The sequence below is a fragment of the Bacillus sp. AY2-1 genome, assembly GCF_008368965.1.
GTDB classification, from domain to species: Bacteria; Bacillota; Bacilli; order Bacillales; family Bacillaceae_G; genus Bacillus_A; species Bacillus_A thuringiensis_S.
This window is the reverse complement of the sequence record NZ_QPEL01000031.1, coordinates 39,021-61,258: the sequence shown is the minus strand read 5'-3', so window position 1 is coordinate 61,258 and position 22,238 is coordinate 39,021. Positions and strand designations below refer to the sequence as shown.

Here is a 22,238-nt window from a genome sequence, read left to right as displayed (position 1 = left end):
AAAACTCATCTTTCATTTCCTCACAAAAAAGAAGAATGATAACATTCTCCTTTTTAACCGTTATCAACAATCGGTTGTTTACCTGTTTGATCTTGCATTTGCTTTCCTTTATTTCCACCAGCTTTTTTCGATTGTGTTCCAATATGATTTGGTGCAAAGTCTTTTGAATTTTTTTTCGGATTACCCATTACTATCGCCTCCTTAACACTAGTATCGTACTAGTGTTAAGAATTATTCAGCTTGCTTAAAAAGTTTCATTTCATAACGTTTTTCGATGCGCTCTTCAATGCGATCAATTGCATCACGATCGCTTAATAATTGTTGTTTATTTTCATTTACAAGTTCTTCAAACGATTTACGGCGACTTCTTCTCATGTTGTTCACCCTCTCTCCTTCGCTTTCTTATTACATAGTATGAGCAAACGAAAAACTCTTTAATCAGATTTGTAAGAAAATTTTATGTTTTAGTACTCCTAAAAAAACTCCGTGTACAATATATTGCACACGGAGTTTTTCATACCATAATATTTAAATACTCTTTCAACTTTTCATCTGCATTCATTTCATTTTCTTTATAATCATGAAGCGCCTGTAACACAAAATCATACTGTTCTAAAATATAACTTTCTAATTTCATAACATCCTCTAAGCTATTAAGCATAATTCTCGTATTACCAACTTCACTTTTTAACGCTGGTTCACATTTTAAGCTTGTACATATTTCTTTCACATCATCTTCTAATATTTCTGTTAATACATATTTCTTTCGCCCTTTTACCTTTACTCTCATAACTGGATAAAAAGCTTTTATATCTAAATAACTTCCTACATTCATACAACGTAGCCATTCTACATTACGTTTATTACATACAAGCATTTCTTTCACCGCTTCGTATACCGCAGTTTCATCAAGCACAGCCTTATTTACTTTTCGGTTCCCTTCTTCTTCAATAGCTGCACACTTTTGATAAACAGCGGCACACGTAATACAATCGTCAAATGCATTATGAGAACTTAAACGAATGCCAAGCATTCGCTTTAACGTTTCAAGTTTATGATTAGGCGCATGCTTCATGTATTTCTTCGCTAAAAATACAGTATCAATTACTTTATTTTTAGGTTCAGGTAGCCCTAGCATATTTACATTACTTTTCAAAAAGCGCATATCAAAAGAAGCATTATGGGCCACAATAACATTTGTATGTAAAAATGCTAAAAATAAAGGTAACACTTCTTCAATCGTCGGTGCATCTGAAACGCGATAATTAGTAATACCTGTTAAACTCGTTATTCGGTCCGGAATTGGCCGCTCTGGATTCACGTATGAAACAAATTGATCTACTAATTCATGATTACGATATTTCACTGCTGCAACTTGAATAATTTTATCATTATAAGGGTTAAATCCTGTTGTTTCAAAATCAATTACAACATAATCTAACGGTAAGGATACATTCCCCACTCCATACACTCCTTTATCTCTAAACGTTTATATTTCTTACATCATATCATGAAGTTATTACTACTTGAAAAAGAAAAGGCAGAAATGGGAACTCTCCACCTCTACCTTTTCACCATTATTTTAATTTAGCAACTCTTTTCTCCATCTCTTTTTGCGTCATCGGCCCAATAAACTTATCTTGAATGACACCTTTTGTATCTATAAAATACGAAGTTGGAATCGTAATTACTTTATACGCTGTTGTCACATCAATGTTCTTGTCCAATAAAATAGGAAAAGTAATTCCTTTTTCTTTAACAAAATTGCTTACCTTTTCTACTCCCCCACCTTTTTCTGAAGGCGTATAATTTATTGCTAAAATTTCTACGTTCTCTTTATGTTCTTTATAGAAAGCTTCCATATCCGGCATTTCTTGCTGACATGGTCCACACCACGTTGCCCAAAAGTTTAAAATCACTTTCTTTCCTTTTAAATCCGATAACTTTACATTCGTTCCATCTAACTTCGTTAATTCAAAGTTTGGCGCACTCTTCCCTATTTCGATACCATTACTTGCAATCATCTCTTTCATAGCAGCTTCACTTTTTTCTTGCTCCCCTTGTACCGCCTGATCTTTTTTACCAAATTGTTCATAAGCTGCATATCCCGCTAAACAAAGTAACACTACAATAATCGTAAGCTTCCGCCACATTTTATATCACCCTAACGTATTTATCTTCTTATTAACCTAATTACCCAAATACTATATACCTTATTTTAGCTTATACGGACGAGCTTGGAAATATTCACAGTCGAAATAATTAGAATATTCTTATTTAAAGTGAAATTTTTTCCTTTTTATCATATAATTAGAAAAATAAATGAAGTGTTGCTTATCTTCTTATGGACCCATTCACCTTTTTACTCTCGTAGTTATAAACCTACAACAAAAGGGGGATTTTTTATGAATTCATTCGAAAAAACAACATTATATATTCTTAGTTTTCTTTTATACCCAGTCGGTATTATTACATGGATCATTTCACTCTTTAGTAAAGACCTTAAAAAAAAGAAAGTAGGGCGTATTTGTCTCTACGTCTCTCTAGTCTCATTCGTCCTTTTCTTAATTCTTGGAATTGCCACTTTCCTTACGACCGCTACCTTTAACGTTGATCTGAATCATTCAGAATCTATCGAGTATCAAATAAATGATGCTGAATAAAGATAAGAGCAGTACTCTTATCTTTATTCACATCACTTGCAAAACGAATGACTATTTATTAATTTTTTAGGACTTCCACATGCAACAATACGTCCTTCTTTCATTATGACAACACGATCTGCTAGTATCGCTTTCTCTACATCATGTGTTGCCACAATTCTCGTGACCTCTCTTCCTAATCCTTCTATCATATTCCAAATAGTTTCTTGGTTGCTCGGATCTAATCCCGCAGTTGGTTCATCTAAAATAATAAGATTCGGATTTGAAACAATGGCACGTAATAATGCAAGACGTTTTCTTTCCCCCCCCCCGAAAACTCTTCACCGCTTTTATGTAGTACAGTTTGAAGCCCTTCCGATAAACCTCTAATTATCGGCTTCACATTTACAAGCTCAATATTTTTTTCTAACTGGTTTTCTAAACACTTTTCCTCGAAATACATATTCTCTTTTACTGTCGTCCGAAAGAAACGAGGTTCTTGCCACACTGTAGTCATACGAGCCTCATCACCATAATAAACAATGTTACCATTAGATGGTTTATACAACCCTGTCATTAATTTTAAAAGCGTTGTTTTTCCTGCGCCACTTTCTCCTACAATAATAACGAGTTCACCTGGATTAATTTGCAAATCAATATTATGAATTCTGCATTTCTCTTCATCATTCTCCTGAAATGAAACATTTGTTACTGTCATCCCCATCGCTCTTTCTACCTTACTATCTGCCACTCGTTTATCTAAAAAGGAAAAAATTCTATTTGCCGAAGCGACTGCAACTTGTGTCATCATTAATAAATCGCCAACGTAACGGACTGGAAAAAAGAGCATTTCAATTGTGGCTAACACGGCAACAATTGAGCCAACTTCCATTTCTCCCTTCATTATTTTTTGCGCGCCTATAATGAGAACAACGATATATGCCCCTGTTTCAATCACTGTTCCAACTACTCCAATGCAGTGTTGCATCATCGTCTTCTTTACTTCCGATTTATAAGATTGTGCCGTTACTCCTTTAAATAAGCGAATAGCCCATTTTTCTTTTTGTAAACTACGTAAATCTTGTATACCCTTTACAAACTGTGACACCATCTCTACAACACTCGATTGATTTTTTTGAGCAACGCTTGCAATATCTCTTACCTTTTTTCCCATCAGTATTGGAACAATTGTACTTAAAAATAAAAACGGAGTTACCCACAATATAAACTGTATATCTATATGTTGTAGTGCTATGAAAGCTCCAATAAATTGGGCAATAGCGTGTATATACTCTATTAATATAAAGCCATATAATCTGATCCAGTTCGGAATATCAGATACGACCCAAGTTTCTAACTCCCCTTGCTTGATCTTCTCACTCTCTTCAAACGGTAATGAGAAATAGTGACGCAATAATTCTATACGTTTCGTTTGTAATATACGTTGACTCGCTTTTGAACTTATATAATCAAATAGAAGATTGTTCGTCCACATCAAAAAGCGACTACCCGCAAACAAAGCTATATATAAATAGGCACTTCTTAACTCCCTTTGAATAAGATTGTCTACAATTACCCCCATGAAGATTGGACGCGATAAGTTTAAAATAGCAGCTATAATTCCACTACAAATGGCTGCTATAACTAATATTTTCTCCTGTCGTAATGGTAACAATATTCTTTTATATTCTTTCATGACGTTTCCCCCATTTTTTATATTAAAAAGAAAGGGATGAAACCATATGGTTTCATCCCTTTCCATAAAATAAGGAAGCTAACTATTGTTAGCTTCCTTATTGTTCATTTCAATTATTTAGTTCGACACTTTTGACTCTTCGATTTTCTCACGAAGAACCATTTGCAGAATACCACCGTGACGGTAGTAGTCAATTTCTACTTCACTATCGAAACGAGCTACTACTTCAAATTGTTTTTCGTTGCCATCTAAATCAGTTGCAACTACTTTTACAAGATCGCGTGGTCTAACTGATTTGTCGATTTGAATTTCAAATGACTCGTTACCAACAAGGCCTAATGTTTCAGCACTTTCGCCCTCTTTAAATTGAAGTGGTAATACACCCATTAATACTAAGTTACTGCGGTGAATACGTTCGAAGCTTTCTGCGATTACTGCTTTAATACCTAATAAGTTAGTACCTTTCGCAGCCCAGTCACGAGAACTTCCCATACCGTAATCTTTACCAGCAACAACTAGAAGACCTGTTCCATCTTCTTTATATTTCATAGCAGCATCATAGATAGATGTTACTTCACCAGTTGGCCAATATGTTGTATATCCGCCTTCTGTTCCTGGTGCGATTTGGTTTTTAATACGGATGTTCGCAAATGTACCACGCATCATAACTTCATGGTTACCACGACGAGAACCGTAAGAGTTAAAATCAACTGGTTGTACGCCGTTTTCTAATAAGTAGCGTCCAGCTGGTGTGTGCTTACCAATTGAACCTGCTGGTGAAATATGGTCTGTTGTTACAGAATCACCAAATTTACCAACTATGCGTAAACCTGATAACGTTTCAACTTCACCTGGCTCTTTAGATAAACCTTCAAAGAATGGTGGGTTTTGAATGTATGTTGAATCATTATCCCAAGTATATAAAGCTTCGTTTGAAGTTTGGATTTCATTCCAACGCTCATTGCTGTTAAATACTTGTGCATATTCTTTCTTGAACAATTCAGATGTAACAACGCTTTGAACTACATCTTCAATTTCTTTAGCTGATGGCCAAATATCATTGAAGTAAACAGCATTGCCATTTGCATCTTTACCGATTTCATCATTTTTCAGGTCAATATCAACAGTACCTGCAAGTGCATATGCCACAACAAGTGGTGGTGATGCTAAGTAGTTTGCTTTTACAAGAGGATGAATACGACCTTCAAAGTTACGGTTACCAGATAAAACAGATGTTACTAGTAAGTCGTTTGCTGCGATTGATTCTTCTAATTCTGGCGCTAATGGACCAGAGTTACCGATACAAGTCGTACAACCGTAACCAACTGTTTGGAAACCTAATTGATCTAAATATGTTGTTAAACCGGATTTATCTAAGTACTCAGTAACAACTTTAGATCCTGGTGCTAATGATGTTTTTACGTACTCAGGTACTACAAGTCCTTTTTCAATTGCTTTCTTCGCAACTAGACCTGCTCCAATTAATACGTATGGGTTTGATGTATTTGTACAGCTTGTAATTGCAGCGATTGCAATTGCACCTGTTTTCATCGTTACTTCTTTATCTTCTAATGTAACCTTCACTTCTTTATCGAACTCTTGCTCATTAAATCCAAGTCCTTGTGTTCCAACTGGTGCTAAAACAGCTTTGTGGAACGCATCTTTCATATCTGAAAGTGGAATTAAATCTTGTGGGCGTTTCGGTCCAGAAAGGTTAGATTCGATTGTATTTAAATCAATTTCAACAAGATCAGTGTAGATTGGATCTTTACTATCTGCTGTATAGAATAAACCGTTCGCTTTACAGTATTCTTCAACAATACGAATTTGCTCTTCATCTCTACCTGTTAAACGTAAGTATTCTAATGAAATATCATCGATTGGGAAGAATCCACAAGTTGCGCCGTATTCTGGTGCCATATTTGAAATTGTTGCACGGTCAGCTAAAGGCATACTCTTTAGTCCATTACCGAAGAACTCAACAAATTTACCAACTACACCTTTTTGACGTAATACTTGTGTTACTTTTAATGCAACGTCTGTTGCCGTAGTACCACTTGGAAGTGTGCCAGTTAATTTCACACCGATTACTTCAGGTACTGGGAAGTATGAAGGCTGTCCAAGCATTCCTGCTTCTGCTTCAATACCACCAACGCCCCATCCAAGAACGCCGATACCGTTAATCATTGTTGTATGTGAGTCTGTTCCAACTAATGAATCTGGGTATGCAACTAAGTCACCTTCAGCATTTTTCACAGCATGAACAACTGGTGCTAAATATTCAAGGTTTACTTGGTGTACAATGCCTGTAGCTGGTGGAACTGCACGGTAGTTATCAAATGATTTTTGTGCCCAGCTTAAAAATTTATAACGTTCTTCATTACGTTTAAACTCTAAGTCCATGTTGAATGCAAGCGCGTCTGCCGTACCCGCTCTATCAACCTGTACAGAGTGGTCAATTACAAGGTCTACAGTAATTTCAGGATTAATTTTGTCAGGATCCCCACCCATGTCTGCCATTGCTTTACGAAGCGAAGCCAAATCAACAACAGCTGGAACACCAGTGAAATCTTGTAAAATTACACGAGATGGTTTAAATGGAACATCGATATCTTGCACATCTTTCGTTCCCCATTTCGCTAAATTTGTAACATGCTCTTCTGTGATTACACGTCCGTCTACTTGACGAAGTACTGATTCAAGTAAAACTTTCACGGAATATGGTAATTGAGATACGTTGCCAACCCCTGCATTTTCAAGCGCTTTCAAATCATAATAATGATACGTTTTTCCATCTACTTCAAAAGTTGCACGTGATTGAAATGGATTATGTTTGACCATTATGTTTCCCCCCTGTTAAACGTGACTAAGTTGTCTGAATATAAAATGTAGACAAACTTTTCAATACCTTACGATAATATCTTATTACAACTTTCTAAATAAGTAAATAATAAGAAACTTATAGATTATCATAAGTTTTCTTTATGTTTCTAAATTTGAATAGCTTTCATGCTCCTTATGAATACTATTATCATAAAGTAAAGTGCTCTATCAGCGATTTACTTACAGTTCATACATACTATGAACTGCTCATCATTCAACATACAAAAAATGTTATAGAGGTGAAATAAAATGGGTAAAAGAAAAGCAAATCATACTATTTCAGGAATGAATGTTGCATCTGCACAAGGACAAGGAACTGGTTACAATGAAGAATTTGCAAACGAGCCTTTAACTCCAGCAGAGCGACAAAATAATAAGAAACGTAAAAAGAACCAGTAAAGAAAAATCCCAAAAGGTCTATTTTCCTTTTGGGATTTTTTCTAATGTTTATAACGTAGTAATTCCGAAACCGTTACAAATCGATAGCCCTGCTTTTTCAACTCAGGTAAAATTTTTGCTAGCGCTGCTACCGTTTGACTACGATCATTTCCTCCATCATGTAACAATACAATATCGCCACTTTTAGCATTTTTCACTACATGATTTACAATGGATTCGACCCCTGGATCTGCCCAATCACGTGGATCTTGATGCCATGACCATAGAACAGTTTGATAACCAGCTTCTTTCGCTGTTTTAAATACAGCATCGTTAATATATCCACCAGGAGGACGGAATAGCAAAGGTTCTTTCACCCATTTTTCAAAAAATTTCTTTCCATCTAAAATATCATTTTCTAATTTTTCATCTGACGAATTACTCGCATACAAATGATTCATCGTATGATTTCCAATTTCATGTCCCTCTTTTAACACTTGTTTCACTAAATATGGATTGCGCTGAACTCGAAATCCAATCATAAAAAATGTCGCTTCAGCCTTATATTGACGTAATAAATCTAAAACTTGCGGTGTATATGTTGGATCTGGCCCATCATCAAATGTAATTGCAATAATTTTTTCATTATTAGGTACTTCCCATGTTACATAACCAGTTGGTTCTAACTCTTTTCTGAGCAACATTTTCGCTTCCACTTTTTCCACTTGAAATATATGTACTGCGCATAATAAAGAAAAAACTATTAAAAGAATTTTCTGTTTTAACATAACGTTCACTAAAGCAGCAAGGTTGTCGAATAGACAACAACCTCATTTACTTTTCTAATTGATCTACATTTCGCATTATATTTTGGAGATTATTTTCATATTGCTCAAGTTGTGGACGTTGTGTTTCTGAAGCTACCTCTAGTGCATTTTGAATTTGTTCATATGCTTCCTGAACCTCTTGGCGTAACTCTTTTAAATCATGACCATAGTTAGGGTCATTCTTCACAATATTATTAAATGCATTTTCTGCTTGTGTAACTCCTTGCTGTGCCGCTTGAAAGGCTTGTTGCTTATCTTTATGATATGGCATTATATAATCCCCTTTCTATAATAGTTAGTCCCCTTTATCTTTACCTTTTTTTCTAAAAACATTCTTGTATAAAATCGTCAACTTCTCTCATTCTAAAAAGAAAGAGGAGGTGTCACATATAATGAGTAAAAACAATCGTGAATCTAAAGAAAAAAAAGGACAACCTGAGCCATTAAGCGGATCTCATAAAGTAAAAAACCGTAACCATTCACGCCAAAAAAAACATGCACATCATGATATGTAATAAAAAATATTCACATACCGTGCACATTCAACATAAAATGTTTGTATTTCATCATTTATTCTTCACCTCTGTTTCATTCATGCATAACATGATATGAATTGATATTTTACGGAGGGTGTCTTACATGGGCAAGAAAAAGAAGAATTGTCTTTTTCATGTTGATGGTTTCGAAGAATGGATGGATCAATTTTGTTCCGATTCTTATAGTAACTTTAGCTTTCCAAATCAAATTCACATCGACCTTTGCGAAACCGAAGAAGAATATATTTTGGAAACAGATGTACAAAATGTCACTGAACAAAATGTACTCATTAAAAAGTTAGAGACAGGCCTAGCTATATGCATACTTCATAAAAACATTTCCTTACAACGAACAATCCCTTTACCTACTACTATCATTTATAAAAAGATGCTAGCCTGCTTAGAAAACGGATTTTTAGCCATTCATATTTCCAAAAATGAAGTTGCTGATAAGCATGAAAAAAAAGTTCTTTTTTCAAATTAAGAGTTAATATAATATAAACTAAGCCCCAGTTGGTTACTGGGGCTTATGTTATTTCGCATGCATTTCTATATTAGAATTTGCATCATATCTTTTTTTCGATAAACCTTTTGTAACTAAAAGCACAGGAAATGCCACAGTTGAAAATATAGCTAGTGCTGAAAATACTACAAACCCATTTTGGTAGCCGTAGTAATCGAGAAGTACTCCTCCAAACCACGGACCTATTACTGCTCCAATTCCCGAAAAGCCCATCGCACCGAAGTATGTTCCTTTTAGATGCGCAATAGCAATATCATCAATAAATACATCCGTCATCGAAAACATTAAGACTTCTCCAATTGTAAAAATAATTGTACAAACGGCAGCACTTAGCATAGATTCTACTATTCCAAAGCCAAATAATCCTCCGCTTACAAATAAAGTCCCCACCATAATTGATGTTAACGGTGTATACTTTTTGCACATTTGAATAACAGGGTATTGGATAATCACTACAACAATCGCATTTAAAGCTAACATATATGAAAATAATTTCACTCCATCCTGAAATATATGTGCATTTGCAAAATATTGAGATACTGTTGTCGTTAAGTGAGAAAAACCACAATTACTCAAAATAATACCGACTAAAGCAACTAAAAATACGACATCCTTTCGCAAAATGCGAATTGCATTTAACATTGTGACAGGTTTTTCTGTATTTATTTTCTTTTTTTCAATTGGATACTTCTTAAATTGGAATGCTAATATAGCTGTATATAGAATGTACACTCCAGCTGCTACTAAAAAAGGAATTGTAGATTTTGCGCTTCCAATCTGTAATCCGACAAGAGGGCCAATCGCCACTCCAACATTGATTGCACCGTAACGCAAATTATATACGAGTAAACGATACTCTGGTTTCGTTAAATCTGATAATAATGCTCTTGATGTTGGCTCAAAAAACGACCTACATAATCCATTTAAAGCGTTTAATAAAAAGAAACTTAAAACATGATCCGCAAGTGAAAAACCTATAAACACAAAAATCCAAACGATCATGGACCAGAGCATAATCGTTTTCCGGCCAAATCGATCTGATAAATTCCCTCCGATAAAACTAGCAAAAACACCAACAAGTGCACTCGTTCCGATAATAGCACCTGTCATTCCAGCTGATACACCTTTAACAGTCGTTAAATAAATTGCTAAAAAAGGAATGCTCATTGACGTGGCGAACCTCGCAAATAAAGTCCCTATTATAATTGTCATTCCTAACGGATGAATATTTTGTAACTTCCCCTTCATCACTAAACCTACTCTCCCCGTTCTTACATAAAAAAAAGAAAGCAAAGGATCTGCTTTCTTTTCCTTTTTCTATACTTGAGCTGTTGATACCCGAGTTGTTCTCGTTATGTCCATATCAATTCCATATGTGAACTGTAATTCTTTACACACATCTTTAATTAAGATTGCGACATTATACTTTTCATTAAATTGTAAAACTATGTTTTCTACTTCTTCATATGTATACTTATATTCCCCTGTAATGACACTTTTTAAATCAAAGCATTCATTTATACAAAGTTGCACAAGTAGCTGGTCATATTTCTCTATTACATCTTCTTTCTTCCACAGTAACTCTTTTACATATAACCGATCAAACTTCACACTTTCTCGATTACAATCCGTTAAAATCCGGGTCATTTCATTTAATTCTCGATACAATTCAGAAATATTTTTACTTAAACTAAGAAGTTTATCTACGCCGTTTTCATATAACATATTCATTCCACCCCCGCATTTTCTTTTTCTTATTATAGCAAGAAAATTCTAAAAATAGTTTCTTTCTTCTGAAATATTAGGAAACTAATTTCAATTGCTTTACAATGAAACTAGTGAACGCGAAAGGGGAAAGAAAATTGGAGCAAAAATTATATTACACTGACGCTTATAAGCAAGACTTTACTACAAAAATTATAAAGCAAGATTATGATAAAGACGGTAACTTATACGTCGTTTTAAACGAGACCGCATTTTATCCGACAGGTGGCGGACAACCGCATGATACTGGCACATTAAATGATATCGATGTAATCAATGTAGAAGAGATACATGGGGAAATTCGTCACTTCATTGTAGAAAAATTACATACAGAAGAAGTAGAAGGTAAAATCAATTGGGAGCGCCGTTTTGATCATATGCAGCAACATGCGGCTCAGCACATTTTATCTGCTGCTTTTTGGGATCATTTTAACATACCTACGATTGGATTCCACCTTGGTAAAGAAACGGTAACAATTGATTTAGAAATAGAAAATCTTCATACAGAAACGGTTGAAAAAGCAATAAACATTGCCAACAAAATTGTTTTCGAAAACCATCAAATCCATATCGAATGGATGAACTTAGAAAAAGCGAAAACATTCCCCCTTCGTAAAGAACCGACTATAACAGAAAATATACGTGTTGTTATAATTGAGAACTTCGACTACAACGGCTGTGGCGGAACGCATCCGAAACGTACAGGTGAAGTAGGTCCTATTCAAGTACTAGGGTGGGAGCGCAATAAAGGTGGCATACGATTAACATTTATCGCTGGTTGGCGCACACTAAATTTAATGGGCAAACAACAACAAATTATGAAAGATGTTTCTAAACAATTAAACAGTAGCGAGAGTGATATCCCAGCAAAAGTAGCACAACTTCTTACTTCTCAAAAAGAAAATGAAAAAGCAATACAAACAATGAATGAAAAATTATTATTTGCAGAGGCAAATGAACTACTTCTACAGCCCATAAAAATTCATGCTGACATACTTATTTCTAAAGTATTTACAAATCGTTCTATGCAAGAAATCGCAAAGCTTTCCGCTATTATTACAGAACAACAAGAGCATGCAATTACGTATTTCGTCATCGAAAATGATGACAAACTACAATGTATTCTCGCTTGCGGAAAATCAGTATCACTCGATATGAATGCTCTTTTAAAAGACGCTCTTCCTACAATCGAAGGAAAAGGTGGCGGAAATAAGAAGAGTGCTCGCGGTGGCGGGAGAGCAATTATGAGCGGAGATGAATTTTTAAATCAGCTTGTTTCTTCTTTACAGTCGGCGGTGTAAAGCATTTTTAGTAAGGATAGCTAACAGCTATCCTTACTCTATACTTACAAACCAATATTTTGTTTCAATCCTTGGTAACTCCCTGCACTTGCAAAACCTTCACTTATAAGAGTGATAAAAGTTTCCGAAAAACCATATTGACTTAAATCTTTAATCGGTACCATTTGCACATCATGAATCGGATTATGATCAAACTCGTTAGAAGGTAGCGTAATTTCACCTTCAATCTTTTCAAGCAGAAACGTAATATGCAATAAAGATGGGCTAGCATCCGGTTTATCACAAACATAGAGTAGCTTCTTAATTTTAACTTCTAACCCTGTTTCTTCTCTCATCTCTCGACTCATCGCTTCTTCTAACGTTTCACCATTCTCTACCCTTCCCCCAGGTAAAGACCAATTGCGACTAGCAACTTTTTGCTTTACTAGCAATACTTTTTCACCTTCAATTAAAATTCCCGTAACACGAACTTGCATTACATTTTCCATATGTAATCCCCTCTTCCCATTATATTTACAAATTAATCCTTCCACAAAAAGAACGTATGTTTTATAATTAAAGAAAATTATGGAAGAAAGAAGTTGTTACATCTATGCGTCCACCCTTAACAAAACCTATATCACTTGAAGTTTTCCAAAACTATTATTGGTTAAAAGCAGAACTCCAAACATTTTGCCGTGAGCATGGTTTGCCAGCTAGTGGCTCTAAGATTGAAATAACTGAGCGTATCTCACATTATTTAACTACTGGTAAAATATTAAAAAACAGCTCTGGTCAAAAGGTGAGTAAAGCTTCTCTCTCTTATAAAGAACTTTCTCTTCAAACGATTATTACTAACAATCACCGCTGTAGCGAAGATGTTCGTGCTTTTTTCAAAGAAAAAATCGGAGCAAACTTCCGCTTTACAGTAGCTCTCCAAAAATTTTTTAAAGAGAATGTCGGAAAAACATATGAAGACGCGATAACGTTTTGGTATGAAGAAAACGAACGAAAAAAAGATCCTATTTATAAAACAACTATCAGCGCACAGTTTGAATACAATCGCTTTACTCGCGACTTTTTCGAAGATCCAAATAACAAAGGGAAATCAAAAACTGATGCTATCGCTGCTTGGAATGAAATAAAAGCAAAACCTGGTAGCAATGCTTATGTTCCTCAAAAGTAGAAAACTAGTTCTTTTCTAGTCTTCTACTTTTTCAAATAATAGCGCTAACCCTATTCCACCACCAATTCCTAACGTCGCAATTCCATATTTCATATACTCCCTTTGTGCCTGATAAAACAATCGTGTTACGAGCATAGCACCAGATGCACCGTACGGATGACCGAGCGCAATTGCTCCACCATTGACATTTAATTTTTCATACGGAATTTGTAACGTCTTTGCACAAGCAACAACTTTTGAAGCGAACGCTTCATTTATTTCAAAATAATCGATGTCCTCTACTTTTACATTCATTTCGTTTAATAATTTGTTTACCGCAAATATCGGACCAGTCCCCGGAAGATTTGGATTTACTCCCACTACAGCACTATGAACGAAACGAAGAACAGGCTTGTATCCTAATTTTCGTGCTTGCCCCTCTTTCATTACAAGAACGGCACATGCTCCATCATTTACACCGCACGAATTACCTGCCGTTACTGTACCATTTTGTAAAAATGCGGGCTTTGTTCTTTTAATCATTCTTTCATAATTCATTTCTCGTTTTATAGCTTCGTCAAAAGATCCATTAAACGAAAGTATCTCATCTTGTAAATATCCATTCTCTAATGCTTGCAGTGCCCGTTTATAACTAAGGCAAGCATACTCGTCTTGCATTTCTCGCGTTATATTATAACGCTCTGCAACATATTCAGCCGCCACTCCCATATTAGGATCACCAATTGTTTCTGGTGAAAATCGCGCTCTATTTTGAAAAGGTGATGTACTTGTACTCTCTACTCCTCCTGCAATATAACAATTACCTGCGCCGCCTTGAATGAAATGACATGCAGTACGAATCGCTTCCAATCCGGCACCACATTGCCGGTCAATCGTTACACCAGGAATATGATAGCCAAGTCCTGCTTCTAAAGCAGATAATCTCGCAACATTCCCTCCCGGCCCCACAATATTACCTAATATGACATCGTCTATTTCTCTCTCAATTCCTTTACTTAAAAACGTAAGAAGCGGCGTTACTAATTGCTGAACTTCATAATCTTTCAACATCCCATTCTTCTTACCAATAGGTGTCCTTTTTGCTTCTACAATAACCGCTCTATTCATATATTTTCTCCAGGTTTTCAATCATATTTTTTGCTGCAATACGAGCGATTTTCCCGCTATTTGTATACGGTATTTCATCTACAAAATGCCATTCTTTCGGTATTTTAAACGAGGATAATCGTTGTAAGCAAAAACTTTTTAATTGTTGCTTCGTAGCACTTCCTTTTACGATGGCGACAGGTTTTTCACCCCAATAACTATCTTTCACACCAACTACAACTATTTCATCAACAGCTGTATGTTCATGTAATACACTTTCTATTTCTTCTGGGAAAATATTAATTCCTCCAAATAAAATCATATTCTTCTCTCTACCTACTATATATATAAAGCCTTCTTCATCTTCATAACCTACATCTCGCACTGTCATCCAGCCATCCGCAGTCAACTCTGGAACTAAAACCTTATCCAATATGTAGCCCATAAAAAACTGATCACTTTTCACATAAACAGTTCCTATCTCGCCTTTCTGTACTTCTTCTCCTGCTTCGTTACATATTCGAACTTGCACATTGTGACAAGGTTTTCCTACTGAATTTGGCCTTCTTTCGCTTTCTGCATCGACTAGTGCTGTTACAAAACTTAACTCTGATGCACCATAAAATTCATATCTTTTCGCATAAGGAAATATATTCTTTATTTTTTCTTTCGCTTCAGCTTCCCATTTCGCTCCTGACGAAATAATTTTCACTTTATTTTCTATTACTCTATTTTCTTTATATAATGATTCAAGCATTGTCGGAACTGTATACATGACCGAAACGTGTTCCGTTTCTAACTTATCCAGCACTTGATCTGGAATAAATTTTTTCATAATATGCACCGTTTGCCCTACATATAATGCACTTATTGCGCCGTATAAAAAAAGAGAATGAACGAGCGTCCCAGCTATTAAAATAGAATCTTCTTTTTTCATATGAAAGTCATGTATATTGCAATCAAAACTATGAACCCACGATTGTTGTGCACGTAAAAATGCTTTCGCCTTCCCAGTCGATCCCGATGTAAATCCCATATAAAACGGAGCATGTTGTACATCTTTTACAGGGGCATATGCAGGCAGATAGTTCTCTATCATTCTTCTCCACTCATCAATTTCAATTACTTTTCCTTCTTCATCCGGTAGATCATTTACCTTATATCGCTCTGTCACAATCATAGCTGGGTTACTGATCGCAATTCTTTCTTTGAGCTCATCCTCTTTCCACTTTATATCTAACGGCACACAAACCCATCCGGCCATAGTAGCACCAGCAAATAGTTGTAAAAACTCTATACGATTTTCTAATAGGATTGCTATCGTTTTATTCTTCGATTCTTTTTCATTCAACCAGTTTGCTACTTTACATACTGACTCAAACCACTCTTTATATGTTAATACTCGAGCATTTTCCTTTATTGCTATTTTACTTGATAGTAAAGAGGCATACTTTTTATATTCTTTTGTAATCCCCATTTGAGACGTCCTTTCTTTACAAAATAATAAAAAGAAACACGCAATGAACGTGTTTCTTCTCTTTCTTATCCCGCATTTGTATATTTCCCACTCTTTAGAGCAGGCGTAATAATATGTTTCAATGAACGATGTAATTTCGTTACAAGAATTGCTGCTATAATCGCTTTTATGCAATCACCTGGTAAAAATACGACACTCACTTTCATCGTCTGCCATATAGAAATATCCATTACGAATGCTTGTACAATGATACCAAATACATAAACTACGAAAATACCACCAATTATATTAATGCATAATACTTTTATAATAGAAACTTCACGTAAACGCTCAATTAAATAACCAATAACAAATGCTCCTACAATATAACCAAGTAAATATCCTGCGCTTGGCCCAACAAATATACCTGGACCACCTCGTCCACCTGCAAGTAATGGTGCCCCAACTCCAACAATAAGTAAGAAAATAAGCTGACTTAACGCACCAAGACGTGATCCTAACAATCCACCAGCAAGCATAACACCGAGTGATTGTAATGTAATCGGAACTGGTGTAATAGCAAGAGCAATTGGAGGTATTAACCCTAACACTCCCATAATAGAACTAAATAAAGCGACGAAAACTAAGTTTTTTGTATTCATATTTGCTTCTCCTATTTGTAAACTTAAAATGTTTTTCAGATAACATATTATAGGAGTTATATTATCTTTCTATTTAGTATTTGTCAACTTATTTTAAATATAGGTTTACAATTATTTTTCCCATTATTTCTCCTTATGCAAATGCTCAAGTTCTTTCCGAAGCGCCTGTTTTAAAAACTTCCCAACAGATGTTTTCGGAATTTCCTGCATAAATACAATATCGTCTGGTAACCACCACTTTGCAAACTGTGGTTTTAAAAATTCATATAGTTCTTCTTTTGTAACAGTGCTATTTGCCTTTTGTACAACGCAGGCAACTGGACGCTCTTGCCACTGCGGGTGTGGAACTGCAACAACGGCCGCTTCAAATATAGCATCATGTGCCATTAAAGCATTTTCAAGGTCAACTGAGGAAATCCATTCTCCCCCGCTTTTAATAACATCTTTCGTACGATCAACAATTTTCACGCAGCCTTCCTCGTCAACTGTAACAACATCACCAGTATATAACCAACCGTCTCGGAATCCTTCGACAGTACGATCATCGTTATAATAGCTTTCAGCAATCCAAGGTGCTCGTAAACATAACTCTCCCATCTCAGTACCATCCCACTTCACTTCACCTTTTGTACCGACTACTTTCATCTCTACACCAGGGACAAGATATCCTTGTTTTGAGCGGATTTCTAATTGCTCTTCATATGATAATTCTGTTTCATAACTTTTTAAACGTGCAAGTGTTACGAGTGGGCTCGTTTCAGTCATACCATATGCATGTACGAAAGGAACATTATATTTTTGTTCAAATGCTTTAATAACGCTTTTCGGTGCAGCAGCACCACCGCATAATATTCTCGTTATACTAGATAAATCGTAACTATGATTTTCTAATTCTTGTAATACACCGAGCCAAATTGTCGGCACACCTGCTGCTATCGTTACTTTTTCAGCTTGGATCATCTCTAATAAAATTTTTGGAGTAAACATTGGTCCTGGCAGAACTTGTTTAGTTCCAAACCAAGTAGCTGCAAAAGGAAGTCCCCAAGCGTTCACATGGAACATCGGTACAATTGCCATCGCCGCATCACTTTCCGATAAAGCAGCTGTATCCGCTAAACCGAGTGCCATACAATGCAGTACAGTACTACGATGCGTATATACAACACCTTTTGGATTCCCTGTAGTCGCTGACGTATAACACATACCAGCAGGTGTATTTTCATCAATATCTTTTACAAATTGGAAATTTGGATCGCCTTCTTCTAATAGTTTTTCATAATGATATACAGGTTCTAGCGTAGTATTTGGAAGTTCATGTTTATCAGTCATAATAATGTAGGCTTGTACAGTTGATAATTGTGATTGAATATTTTCAACGAGTGGTACGAGATCTTCATCTATAAGTAGAATGCGATCTTCTGCGTGCTGAATAATGTATGAAATATGTTGAGGTGATAAACGAATATTAATTGTGTGCAAAACAGAAGCAATACCAGGAATAGCAAAATAAGCTTCCACATGTCGATGATGATTCCACGCTAACGTTCCTATACGCTCGCCTTCTTTAATTCCTAATTTTTTTAACGCACTAGAAAGCCTTCTCGTCCTTTCACCTAACTGCTTATACGTTAACGTCGTAACTGTATCATGTGTCCGTGAAACAATTTCTTTCTTTGAAAACAGTTTTTCTGCTCTTTCCATCATAGAACTAATTGTTAGCGGTACATTCATCATCATATTGGTTATATCCCCCTTTAAAGCGTTTTCATTTTTTCGTTTATTATAACAGACTTCTACAAATGATTACGACATTTTTCTGTATTTTCTGAATTATTTCTTTGGAAATAATTCAGAAAATACTAAGAGAAAATATATTAAAATTCCTTCTTACGATATATAAATATCGAAATGAAATAAGAAAAGATATATATGATAACGCCAAATGTTGTATATAGAATTGAAACGTATACAGATGAATTTAAATTTGATATTGGAAATTGTTCTATTAGATATCCAATTACACTTTGTAATCCAAAATAAGTAACAAGTCCCCCACATGCGCCTCCAATTGTAATAGCATCAGATTTTTCTGCTCCAAAAACATAGAGAAGCGGATAAGCTATTGCTCCGGCATTAAGAATGATGAACGTCCCTAAAGAAACACTCTTAAATATACCATCATCAATTGGTGTATCTGAAACTAAACCATGTACATAAAATATGCCATACGATAATAAAGTACCAATAATTACAACTAAAAAATAGAAAAGATAGTGACTTTGTACAATATTATTTCTAGTAACCGGTAAAGTAAGTACATATTTTTCATACCCCGACTTACTCTCATATTTAATAACTTCAAGTGCAGGAATTGCAGCAAAAAAGATAATAAACGTAGCAATTAAACGGTACATTGAAGCATCACCAAAATAAAAAACGCATCCGGCTCCTAATATCGCTATTCCCATGAACGTAAAGAAAGTTCGATACACTAGATAATAGTTTGTCAATAATAAACCTTTCATTTATTTTTCACTCCTCGTTAATAAGACACTCATTTCTTCTATCGAGATGGTTCTATGAGCAATATCACTTGGTAATTTATGAACATCTGATACAAGTACATTGAAATAAGAACCATTATTCCTTTTCACCACAACTATATCTTTGTTGATTAAAGTTAGTTGTTCCTCATCAACATCTACAATGGCATAATTGTCCAAAACCTTATCCTTTTCTTCATTCAATAAAATTTCTCCATCTTTTATCACAATAAGGTGACTAGCTATTTTTTCTACATCACTCATAATATGTGAAGAAAGTAATATACCACCATTACTTTTATTCACAAAACTTTTTAATTCCTCTAACACCTCCTCCCTAGATGAAGGATCAAGACCTCCTGTCGCTTCATCTAGAATTAATAATTTTGCATTATGCGACAATGCAACAGCTATAGTTAGTTTCATTGACATTCCACGCGAGAATTTACCTACTTTCTCATTAGTAGGTAAAGAAAAAGTATTAACTAATCGATAAAAATTATCTTGATCCCAAGATTCAAACATCTTTTTAAAAACTTTGTTTAATTGCTTTATCGTAAGATGAGCCGGTAGATTCATAGCATCAAATACGACTCCAATCTTCCCCTTATTCTTGGCATCTTTATTTATATTCTCTTCACCAAATATTTTTACTGTACCGCTATCTTTAGAAATTAATTCTAGTACTGTTTTAAATGTTGTTGATTTACCTGCCCCATTGTCACCAATGAATCCAATAATTGCCCCTGATGGCACATTGAATGTAACATCTTTTAAAACAACGTTGCTTCCAAATGATTTACTTAAATTTTTAATTTCCAGAATATTTGACATCATTTCACTCCTATCTTAGCTTTTAATAAAATAGATTTTCTCCTATTAAAAATTATCCACTTTATCTCTCACTTTCTTTTTTAGTTTAAAAATAATACGATTGCTATATTCTTTATTCTCTACTAAAATCCGATACATCTCCCACACTCCTACAACACGAACAAAAAGATAGATTCCAATCGCAATAAGTACAACACAGTATGGATAATACTGTACTAATTCTCCTGAAGTGATATGCTTTTTCTCAAATAAAAATGGTATCGCTCCTGCTGCTATAAAACAAAATCCAACGATCATTACTGCAGCATACTTCTTCTTAATTACTTCATATCTTTTTGTCAATTCTTTTAGAAAGTTTTGATCAAATAGTAGTTCTTCTTTTTTTAATACATTGTATCTACTCTCTTCTATTGTTACAGGTACCATCATTGCTCCAATTCCAAGGACAGCAATGATAATAACAAGGAATGTCGAAATTGTTGCATTTTCTTTAAATAATAAATACGGTATTGTAGATAAAATGAGCAAACTAAATCCTAGCGCAATATATTTAGAAATTTTTTGCCCATACACTATATACCCTTCTGCCATTTCCTGACTTACGTAATAGCCCTCCACATTTTCATTACTTTGCTCAGCAGTTTCTTTTAATAAATAGTCGAGTGATACTTCAAATACATTTCCAATCATTATTAACTTTTCAGTTTCAGGAAATCCTTGACCGTTTTCCCATTTACTAACCGCTTGCCTTGTTGTTTTTAATTTCTCAGCTAACACTTCTTGAGAAAGACCCTTTTCCTTTCTTAATTTAAAAAGCTTCTCACCAAATTCCATATGTGTGTCCCCCTTCGTTTTCTTAACTAAATTGTATGTAAACATTGTCACTATCTCTATCTTCCTACGGTTGCACTTTGTCAACTTACGGTTGCGATTGTGTTATATAGCGGTTTTGTATACGATTTAGCTATTTTCCTTCTAAAAATATGGTGTTAATAAACCTTCACCTTTTAATAACCAATTATAACAATTAAAGGTAATTATTGTTGCAAAAAAATAAAAACTCTCTTATTCATTTAAAGGAGTTTTTAATATGAAATATTTCATTTATCCATATATCTTTCTCGAGATATACAATATCTTTTCGTGTCACGATACTTACCTTTAATGAACATATCCTTTTGAATCGTGCACTCGTACTCCATATTCAAACGTTTCATTAATTTTTCAGATGCTTCATTTTCTGAATCACATCCCGCTTCAATACTATTAAGATACAAATCATGAAAACCATAGTAGAAAAAAGCTAACGCAGCCTCGGTAGCTAATCCTCTTCCCCAATATTTTCGAGATAAGGCGTATGCAATTTCTGCTGTATGTGTGACCAAATCATATTTTATAAATCCACACGTGCCTATAAGTTTTTTCTCCTCTTTTAATACAATTCCAAGAGGTGCTACTTGCCCTTCATTATATTGACCCACAATTTCTTCTACATAGTTATATGTGTCACATAACGATCGATGAGCATCCCATACAGTAAAAGTTGTCATCTCTTTATCTGTAGCATACTCGTATATATGTAAACTATCACTCATATTCATTTTCCTTAACATAAGTCGTTTCGTATACAACGTTGGATATGACCACTTCCCAATAATCATAACGGCTTCTGCTTAAACTTTTCATAATGTCGTACTTTTAATAGAAGGATATTCCCGCAATCTGTACAAATATAAGCATCCACCGGTGAAGATGTGAACATCGTTTCCTTTTTCCGTATTTGTGCATATCCGACAAACTCACCTTCTCCTATGTTTTGAGAACCACAATTAGAGCATGCCTGCACGGCTTTTTGTTTCATGAGAGCACCACCTTTAATCTGTTTCCACTCCCTTCGACAGCTCACTTCCATTTCCCTTCCAAAAAACCTCTTATTCTCTCA

Annotated in this window: 25 protein-coding genes and 1 pseudogene; 6 read left to right on the top strand and 20 right to left on the bottom strand. The window is 35.0% G+C overall.

The features are described 5' to 3' along the window. Positions 1–53 precede the first annotated feature (53 nt). From sspN to DN403_RS08760, 4 genes are all read right to left on the bottom strand, one after another. The gene (gene sspN / locus DN403_RS08775) at positions 54–188 is read right to left on the bottom strand and encodes an acid-soluble spore protein SspN (RefSeq protein WP_000527987.1); all 135 of its coding nucleotides are present in this window, start codon (positions 186–188) and stop codon (positions 54–56) included. A gap of 43 nt (positions 189–231) precedes the next feature. Then, a complete protein-coding gene (locus DN403_RS08770; RefSeq protein WP_001254699.1) occupies positions 232–375 on the bottom strand; it encodes an FbpB family small basic protein in 144 nt (47 codons plus the stop codon). Positions 376–514: 139 nt separating this feature from the next. Continuing rightward, entirely contained in the window at positions 515–1,462 is a 948-nt protein-coding gene (locus DN403_RS08765) for a 3'-5' exonuclease (protein ID WP_000528760.1), read from the bottom strand. A 115-nt stretch (positions 1,463–1,577) separates the two neighbouring features. Then, positions 1,578–2,153: a redoxin domain-containing protein gene (locus DN403_RS08760; RefSeq protein WP_000269061.1), complete on the bottom strand. Its 576-nt coding sequence runs from the start codon at positions 2,151–2,153 to the stop codon at positions 1,578–1,580. Between the two features lie 252 nt (positions 2,154–2,405). Here DN403_RS08760 and DN403_RS08755 point away from each other — a divergent pair, with 252 nt between their 5' ends. After that, a complete protein-coding gene (locus DN403_RS08755; protein ID WP_001083890.1) occupies positions 2,406–2,663 on the top strand; it encodes a hypothetical protein in 258 nt (85 codons plus the stop codon). 32 nt (positions 2,664–2,695) lie between these two features. Here DN403_RS08755 and DN403_RS08750 read toward each other — a convergent pair. Both DN403_RS08750 and acnA read right to left on the bottom strand, forming a co-directional pair. Further along, positions 2,696–4,338 (bottom strand): annotated as a pseudogene (locus tag DN403_RS08750) (ABC transporter ATP-binding protein). Positions 4,339–4,455: 117 nt separating this feature from the next. Next, on the bottom strand, positions 4,456–7,179 hold the full coding sequence (gene acnA / locus DN403_RS08745) for an aconitate hydratase AcnA (protein WP_000238553.1): 2,724 nt from the start codon (positions 7,177–7,179) through the stop codon (positions 4,456–4,458). Between the two features lie 291 nt (positions 7,180–7,470). Here acnA and sspO point away from each other — a divergent pair, with 291 nt between their 5' ends. After that, positions 7,471–7,620 carry a small acid-soluble spore protein O gene (sspO, locus tag DN403_RS08740; protein ID WP_000518060.1) on the top strand — a complete coding sequence of 50 codons (150 nt, stop codon included), beginning with the start codon at positions 7,471–7,473 and terminating at the stop codon, positions 7,618–7,620. 41 nt (positions 7,621–7,661) lie between these two features. Here the strand turns inward: sspO and pdaB are convergent, their stop codons facing one another. After that, complete coding sequence (gene pdaB / locus DN403_RS08735) at positions 7,662–8,387, bottom strand: polysaccharide deacetylase family sporulation protein PdaB (RefSeq protein WP_000917688.1); 726 nt, start codon at positions 8,385–8,387, stop codon at positions 7,662–7,664. Between the two features lie 46 nt (positions 8,388–8,433). Beyond that, positions 8,434–8,697 (bottom strand): hypothetical protein, encoded by a 264-nt coding sequence (locus tag DN403_RS08730; RefSeq protein WP_001146295.1) that lies wholly within the window; start codon positions 8,695–8,697, stop codon positions 8,434–8,436. Between the two features lie 121 nt (positions 8,698–8,818). On the opposite strand from DN403_RS08730, the gene DN403_RS08725 reads away from it, so the two are divergent. Continuing rightward, complete coding sequence (locus DN403_RS08725; RefSeq protein ID WP_000042142.1) at positions 8,819–8,941, top strand: small acid-soluble spore protein P; 123 nt, start codon at positions 8,819–8,821, stop codon at positions 8,939–8,941. 124 nt (positions 8,942–9,065) lie between these two features. Then, positions 9,066–9,446, top strand: a complete 381-nt coding sequence (locus tag DN403_RS08720) for an Hsp20/alpha crystallin family protein (protein ID WP_000516758.1) — start codon at positions 9,066–9,068, stop codon at positions 9,444–9,446. Between the two features lie 48 nt (positions 9,447–9,494). Here DN403_RS08720 and DN403_RS08715 read toward each other — a convergent pair whose 3' ends face one another. Beyond that, the gene (locus DN403_RS08715; RefSeq protein ID WP_002082353.1) at positions 9,495–10,733 is read right to left on the bottom strand and encodes an MDR family MFS transporter; all 1,239 of its coding nucleotides are present in this window, start codon (positions 10,731–10,733) and stop codon (positions 9,495–9,497) included. A 69-nt stretch (positions 10,734–10,802) separates the two neighbouring features. Further along, entirely contained in the window at positions 10,803–11,210 is a 408-nt protein-coding gene (locus DN403_RS08710) for a hypothetical protein (protein WP_000965134.1), read from the bottom strand. A 137-nt stretch (positions 11,211–11,347) separates the two neighbouring features. On the opposite strand from DN403_RS08710, the gene DN403_RS08705 reads away from it, so the two are divergent. After that, entirely contained in the window at positions 11,348–12,550 is a 1,203-nt protein-coding gene (locus tag DN403_RS08705; RefSeq protein ID WP_017763506.1) for a serine-tRNA(Ala) deacylase AlaX, read from the top strand. Positions 12,551–12,594: 44 nt separating this feature from the next. Here DN403_RS08705 and DN403_RS08700 read toward each other — a convergent pair whose 3' ends face one another. Beyond that, a complete protein-coding gene (locus tag DN403_RS08700; RefSeq protein WP_000432585.1) occupies positions 12,595–13,038 on the bottom strand; it encodes an NUDIX hydrolase in 444 nt (147 codons plus the stop codon). A gap of 104 nt (positions 13,039–13,142) precedes the next feature. On the opposite strand from DN403_RS08700, the gene DN403_RS08695 reads away from it, so the two are divergent. Then, positions 13,143–13,715, top strand: a complete 573-nt coding sequence (locus DN403_RS08695) for a DUF6434 domain-containing protein (RefSeq protein ID WP_149185393.1) — start codon at positions 13,143–13,145, stop codon at positions 13,713–13,715. Positions 13,716–13,730: 15 nt separating this feature from the next. Here DN403_RS08695 and DN403_RS08690 read toward each other — a convergent pair whose 3' ends face one another. The 9 genes from DN403_RS08690 to DN403_RS08650 all read right to left on the bottom strand — a co-directional run bounded on the left by DN403_RS08690 (position 13,731) and on the right by DN403_RS08650 (position 22,208). After that, positions 13,731–14,822, bottom strand: coding sequence for an acetyl-CoA C-acyltransferase (locus DN403_RS08690; RefSeq protein ID WP_064476989.1), 1,092 nt, complete (start codon positions 14,820–14,822; stop codon positions 13,731–13,733). Beyond that, positions 14,815–16,278, bottom strand: coding sequence for an acyl-CoA synthetase (locus DN403_RS08685; RefSeq protein ID WP_106081775.1), 1,464 nt, complete (start codon positions 16,276–16,278; stop codon positions 14,815–14,817). The genes DN403_RS08690 and DN403_RS08685 overlap by 8 nt, the downstream gene beginning before the upstream one ends. Before the next feature lie 65 nt (positions 16,279–16,343). After that, complete coding sequence (locus tag DN403_RS08680) at positions 16,344–16,919, bottom strand: biotin transporter BioY (protein WP_001093320.1); 576 nt, start codon at positions 16,917–16,919, stop codon at positions 16,344–16,346. A gap of 123 nt (positions 16,920–17,042) precedes the next feature. Continuing rightward, entirely contained in the window at positions 17,043–18,656 is a 1,614-nt protein-coding gene (locus DN403_RS08675) for a long-chain fatty acid--CoA ligase (RefSeq protein ID WP_074790228.1), read from the bottom strand. 137 nt (positions 18,657–18,793) lie between these two features. Next, a complete protein-coding gene (locus tag DN403_RS08670; RefSeq protein ID WP_086390007.1) occupies positions 18,794–19,444 on the bottom strand; it encodes an ABC-2 transporter permease in 651 nt (216 codons plus the stop codon). Further along, on the bottom strand, positions 19,445–20,296 hold the full coding sequence (locus tag DN403_RS08665) for an ABC transporter ATP-binding protein (RefSeq protein WP_086390006.1): 852 nt from the start codon (positions 20,294–20,296) through the stop codon (positions 19,445–19,447). Positions 20,297–20,341: 45 nt separating this feature from the next. Beyond that, positions 20,342–21,130, bottom strand: coding sequence for a helix-turn-helix domain-containing protein (locus tag DN403_RS08660; RefSeq protein WP_086397741.1), 789 nt, complete (start codon positions 21,128–21,130; stop codon positions 20,342–20,344). 266 nt (positions 21,131–21,396) lie between these two features. Beyond that, positions 21,397–21,957 (bottom strand): GNAT family N-acetyltransferase, encoded by a 561-nt coding sequence (locus DN403_RS08655; RefSeq protein WP_142287858.1) that lies wholly within the window; start codon positions 21,955–21,957, stop codon positions 21,397–21,399. Next, positions 21,954–22,208, bottom strand: coding sequence for a hypothetical protein (locus DN403_RS08650; RefSeq protein ID WP_003260719.1), 255 nt, complete (start codon positions 22,206–22,208; stop codon positions 21,954–21,956). Before DN403_RS08650 ends, DN403_RS08655 begins: the two co-directional genes overlap by 4 nt. Positions 22,209–22,238 lie beyond the last annotated feature (30 nt).

What these genes read in the sequence shown, in the direction of transcription:
- DN403_RS08720 (WP_000516758.1), top strand. Translation starts at nt 9,066, where the DNA reads ATGGGCAAGAAAAAGAAGAATTGTCTTTTTCATGTTGATGGTTTCGAA.
- DN403_RS08685 (WP_106081775.1), bottom strand. Translation starts at nt 16,278, where the DNA reads ATGGGGATTACAAAAGAATATAAAAAGTATGCCTCTTTACTATCAAGT.
- sspN (WP_000527987.1), bottom strand. Translation starts at nt 188, where the DNA reads ATGGGTAATCCGAAAAAAAATTCAAAAGACTTTGCACCAAATCATATT.
- DN403_RS08770 (WP_001254699.1), bottom strand. Translation starts at nt 375, where the DNA reads ATGAGAAGAAGTCGCCGTAAATCGTTTGAAGAACTTGTAAATGAAAAT.
- DN403_RS08655 (WP_142287858.1), bottom strand. Translation starts at nt 21,957, where the DNA reads ATGATTATTGGGAAGTGGTCATATCCAACGTTGTATACGAAACGACTT.
- DN403_RS08700 (WP_000432585.1), bottom strand. Translation starts at nt 13,038, where the DNA reads ATGGAAAATGTAATGCAAGTTCGTGTTACGGGAATTTTAATTGAAGGT.
- DN403_RS08650 (WP_003260719.1), bottom strand. Translation starts at nt 22,208, where the DNA reads ATGGAAGTGAGCTGTCGAAGGGAGTGGAAACAGATTAAAGGTGGTGCT.
- DN403_RS08760 (WP_000269061.1), bottom strand. Translation starts at nt 2,153, where the DNA reads ATGTGGCGGAAGCTTACGATTATTGTAGTGTTACTTTGTTTAGCGGGA.
- DN403_RS08680 (WP_001093320.1), bottom strand. Translation starts at nt 16,919, where the DNA reads ATGAATACAAAAAACTTAGTTTTCGTCGCTTTATTTAGTTCTATTATG.
- DN403_RS08670 (WP_086390007.1), bottom strand. Translation starts at nt 19,444, where the DNA reads ATGAAAGGTTTATTATTGACAAACTATTATCTAGTGTATCGAACTTTC.
- DN403_RS08660 (WP_086397741.1), bottom strand. Translation starts at nt 21,130, where the DNA reads ATGGAATTTGGTGAGAAGCTTTTTAAATTAAGAAAGGAAAAGGGTCTT.
- acnA (WP_000238553.1), bottom strand. Translation starts at nt 7,179, where the DNA reads ATGGTCAAACATAATCCATTTCAATCACGTGCAACTTTTGAAGTAGAT.
- DN403_RS08695 (WP_149185393.1), top strand. Translation starts at nt 13,143, where the DNA reads ATGCGTCCACCCTTAACAAAACCTATATCACTTGAAGTTTTCCAAAAC.
- DN403_RS08730 (WP_001146295.1), bottom strand. Translation starts at nt 8,697, where the DNA reads ATGCCATATCATAAAGATAAGCAACAAGCCTTTCAAGCGGCACAGCAA.
- sspO (WP_000518060.1), top strand. Translation starts at nt 7,471, where the DNA reads ATGGGTAAAAGAAAAGCAAATCATACTATTTCAGGAATGAATGTTGCA.
- DN403_RS08675 (WP_074790228.1), bottom strand. Translation starts at nt 18,656, where the DNA reads ATGATGATGAATGTACCGCTAACAATTAGTTCTATGATGGAAAGAGCA.
- DN403_RS08665 (WP_086390006.1), bottom strand. Translation starts at nt 20,296, where the DNA reads ATGTCAAATATTCTGGAAATTAAAAATTTAAGTAAATCATTTGGAAGC.
- DN403_RS08710 (WP_000965134.1), bottom strand. Translation starts at nt 11,210, where the DNA reads ATGTTATATGAAAACGGCGTAGATAAACTTCTTAGTTTAAGTAAAAAT.
- DN403_RS08715 (WP_002082353.1), bottom strand. Translation starts at nt 10,733, where the DNA reads ATGAAGGGGAAGTTACAAAATATTCATCCGTTAGGAATGACAATTATA.
- pdaB (WP_000917688.1), bottom strand. Translation starts at nt 8,387, where the DNA reads ATGTTAAAACAGAAAATTCTTTTAATAGTTTTTTCTTTATTATGCGCA.
- DN403_RS08755 (WP_001083890.1), top strand. Translation starts at nt 2,406, where the DNA reads ATGAATTCATTCGAAAAAACAACATTATATATTCTTAGTTTTCTTTTA.
- DN403_RS08725 (WP_000042142.1), top strand. Translation starts at nt 8,819, where the DNA reads ATGAGTAAAAACAATCGTGAATCTAAAGAAAAAAAAGGACAACCTGAG.
- DN403_RS08690 (WP_064476989.1), bottom strand. Translation starts at nt 14,822, where the DNA reads ATGAATAGAGCGGTTATTGTAGAAGCAAAAAGGACACCTATTGGTAAG.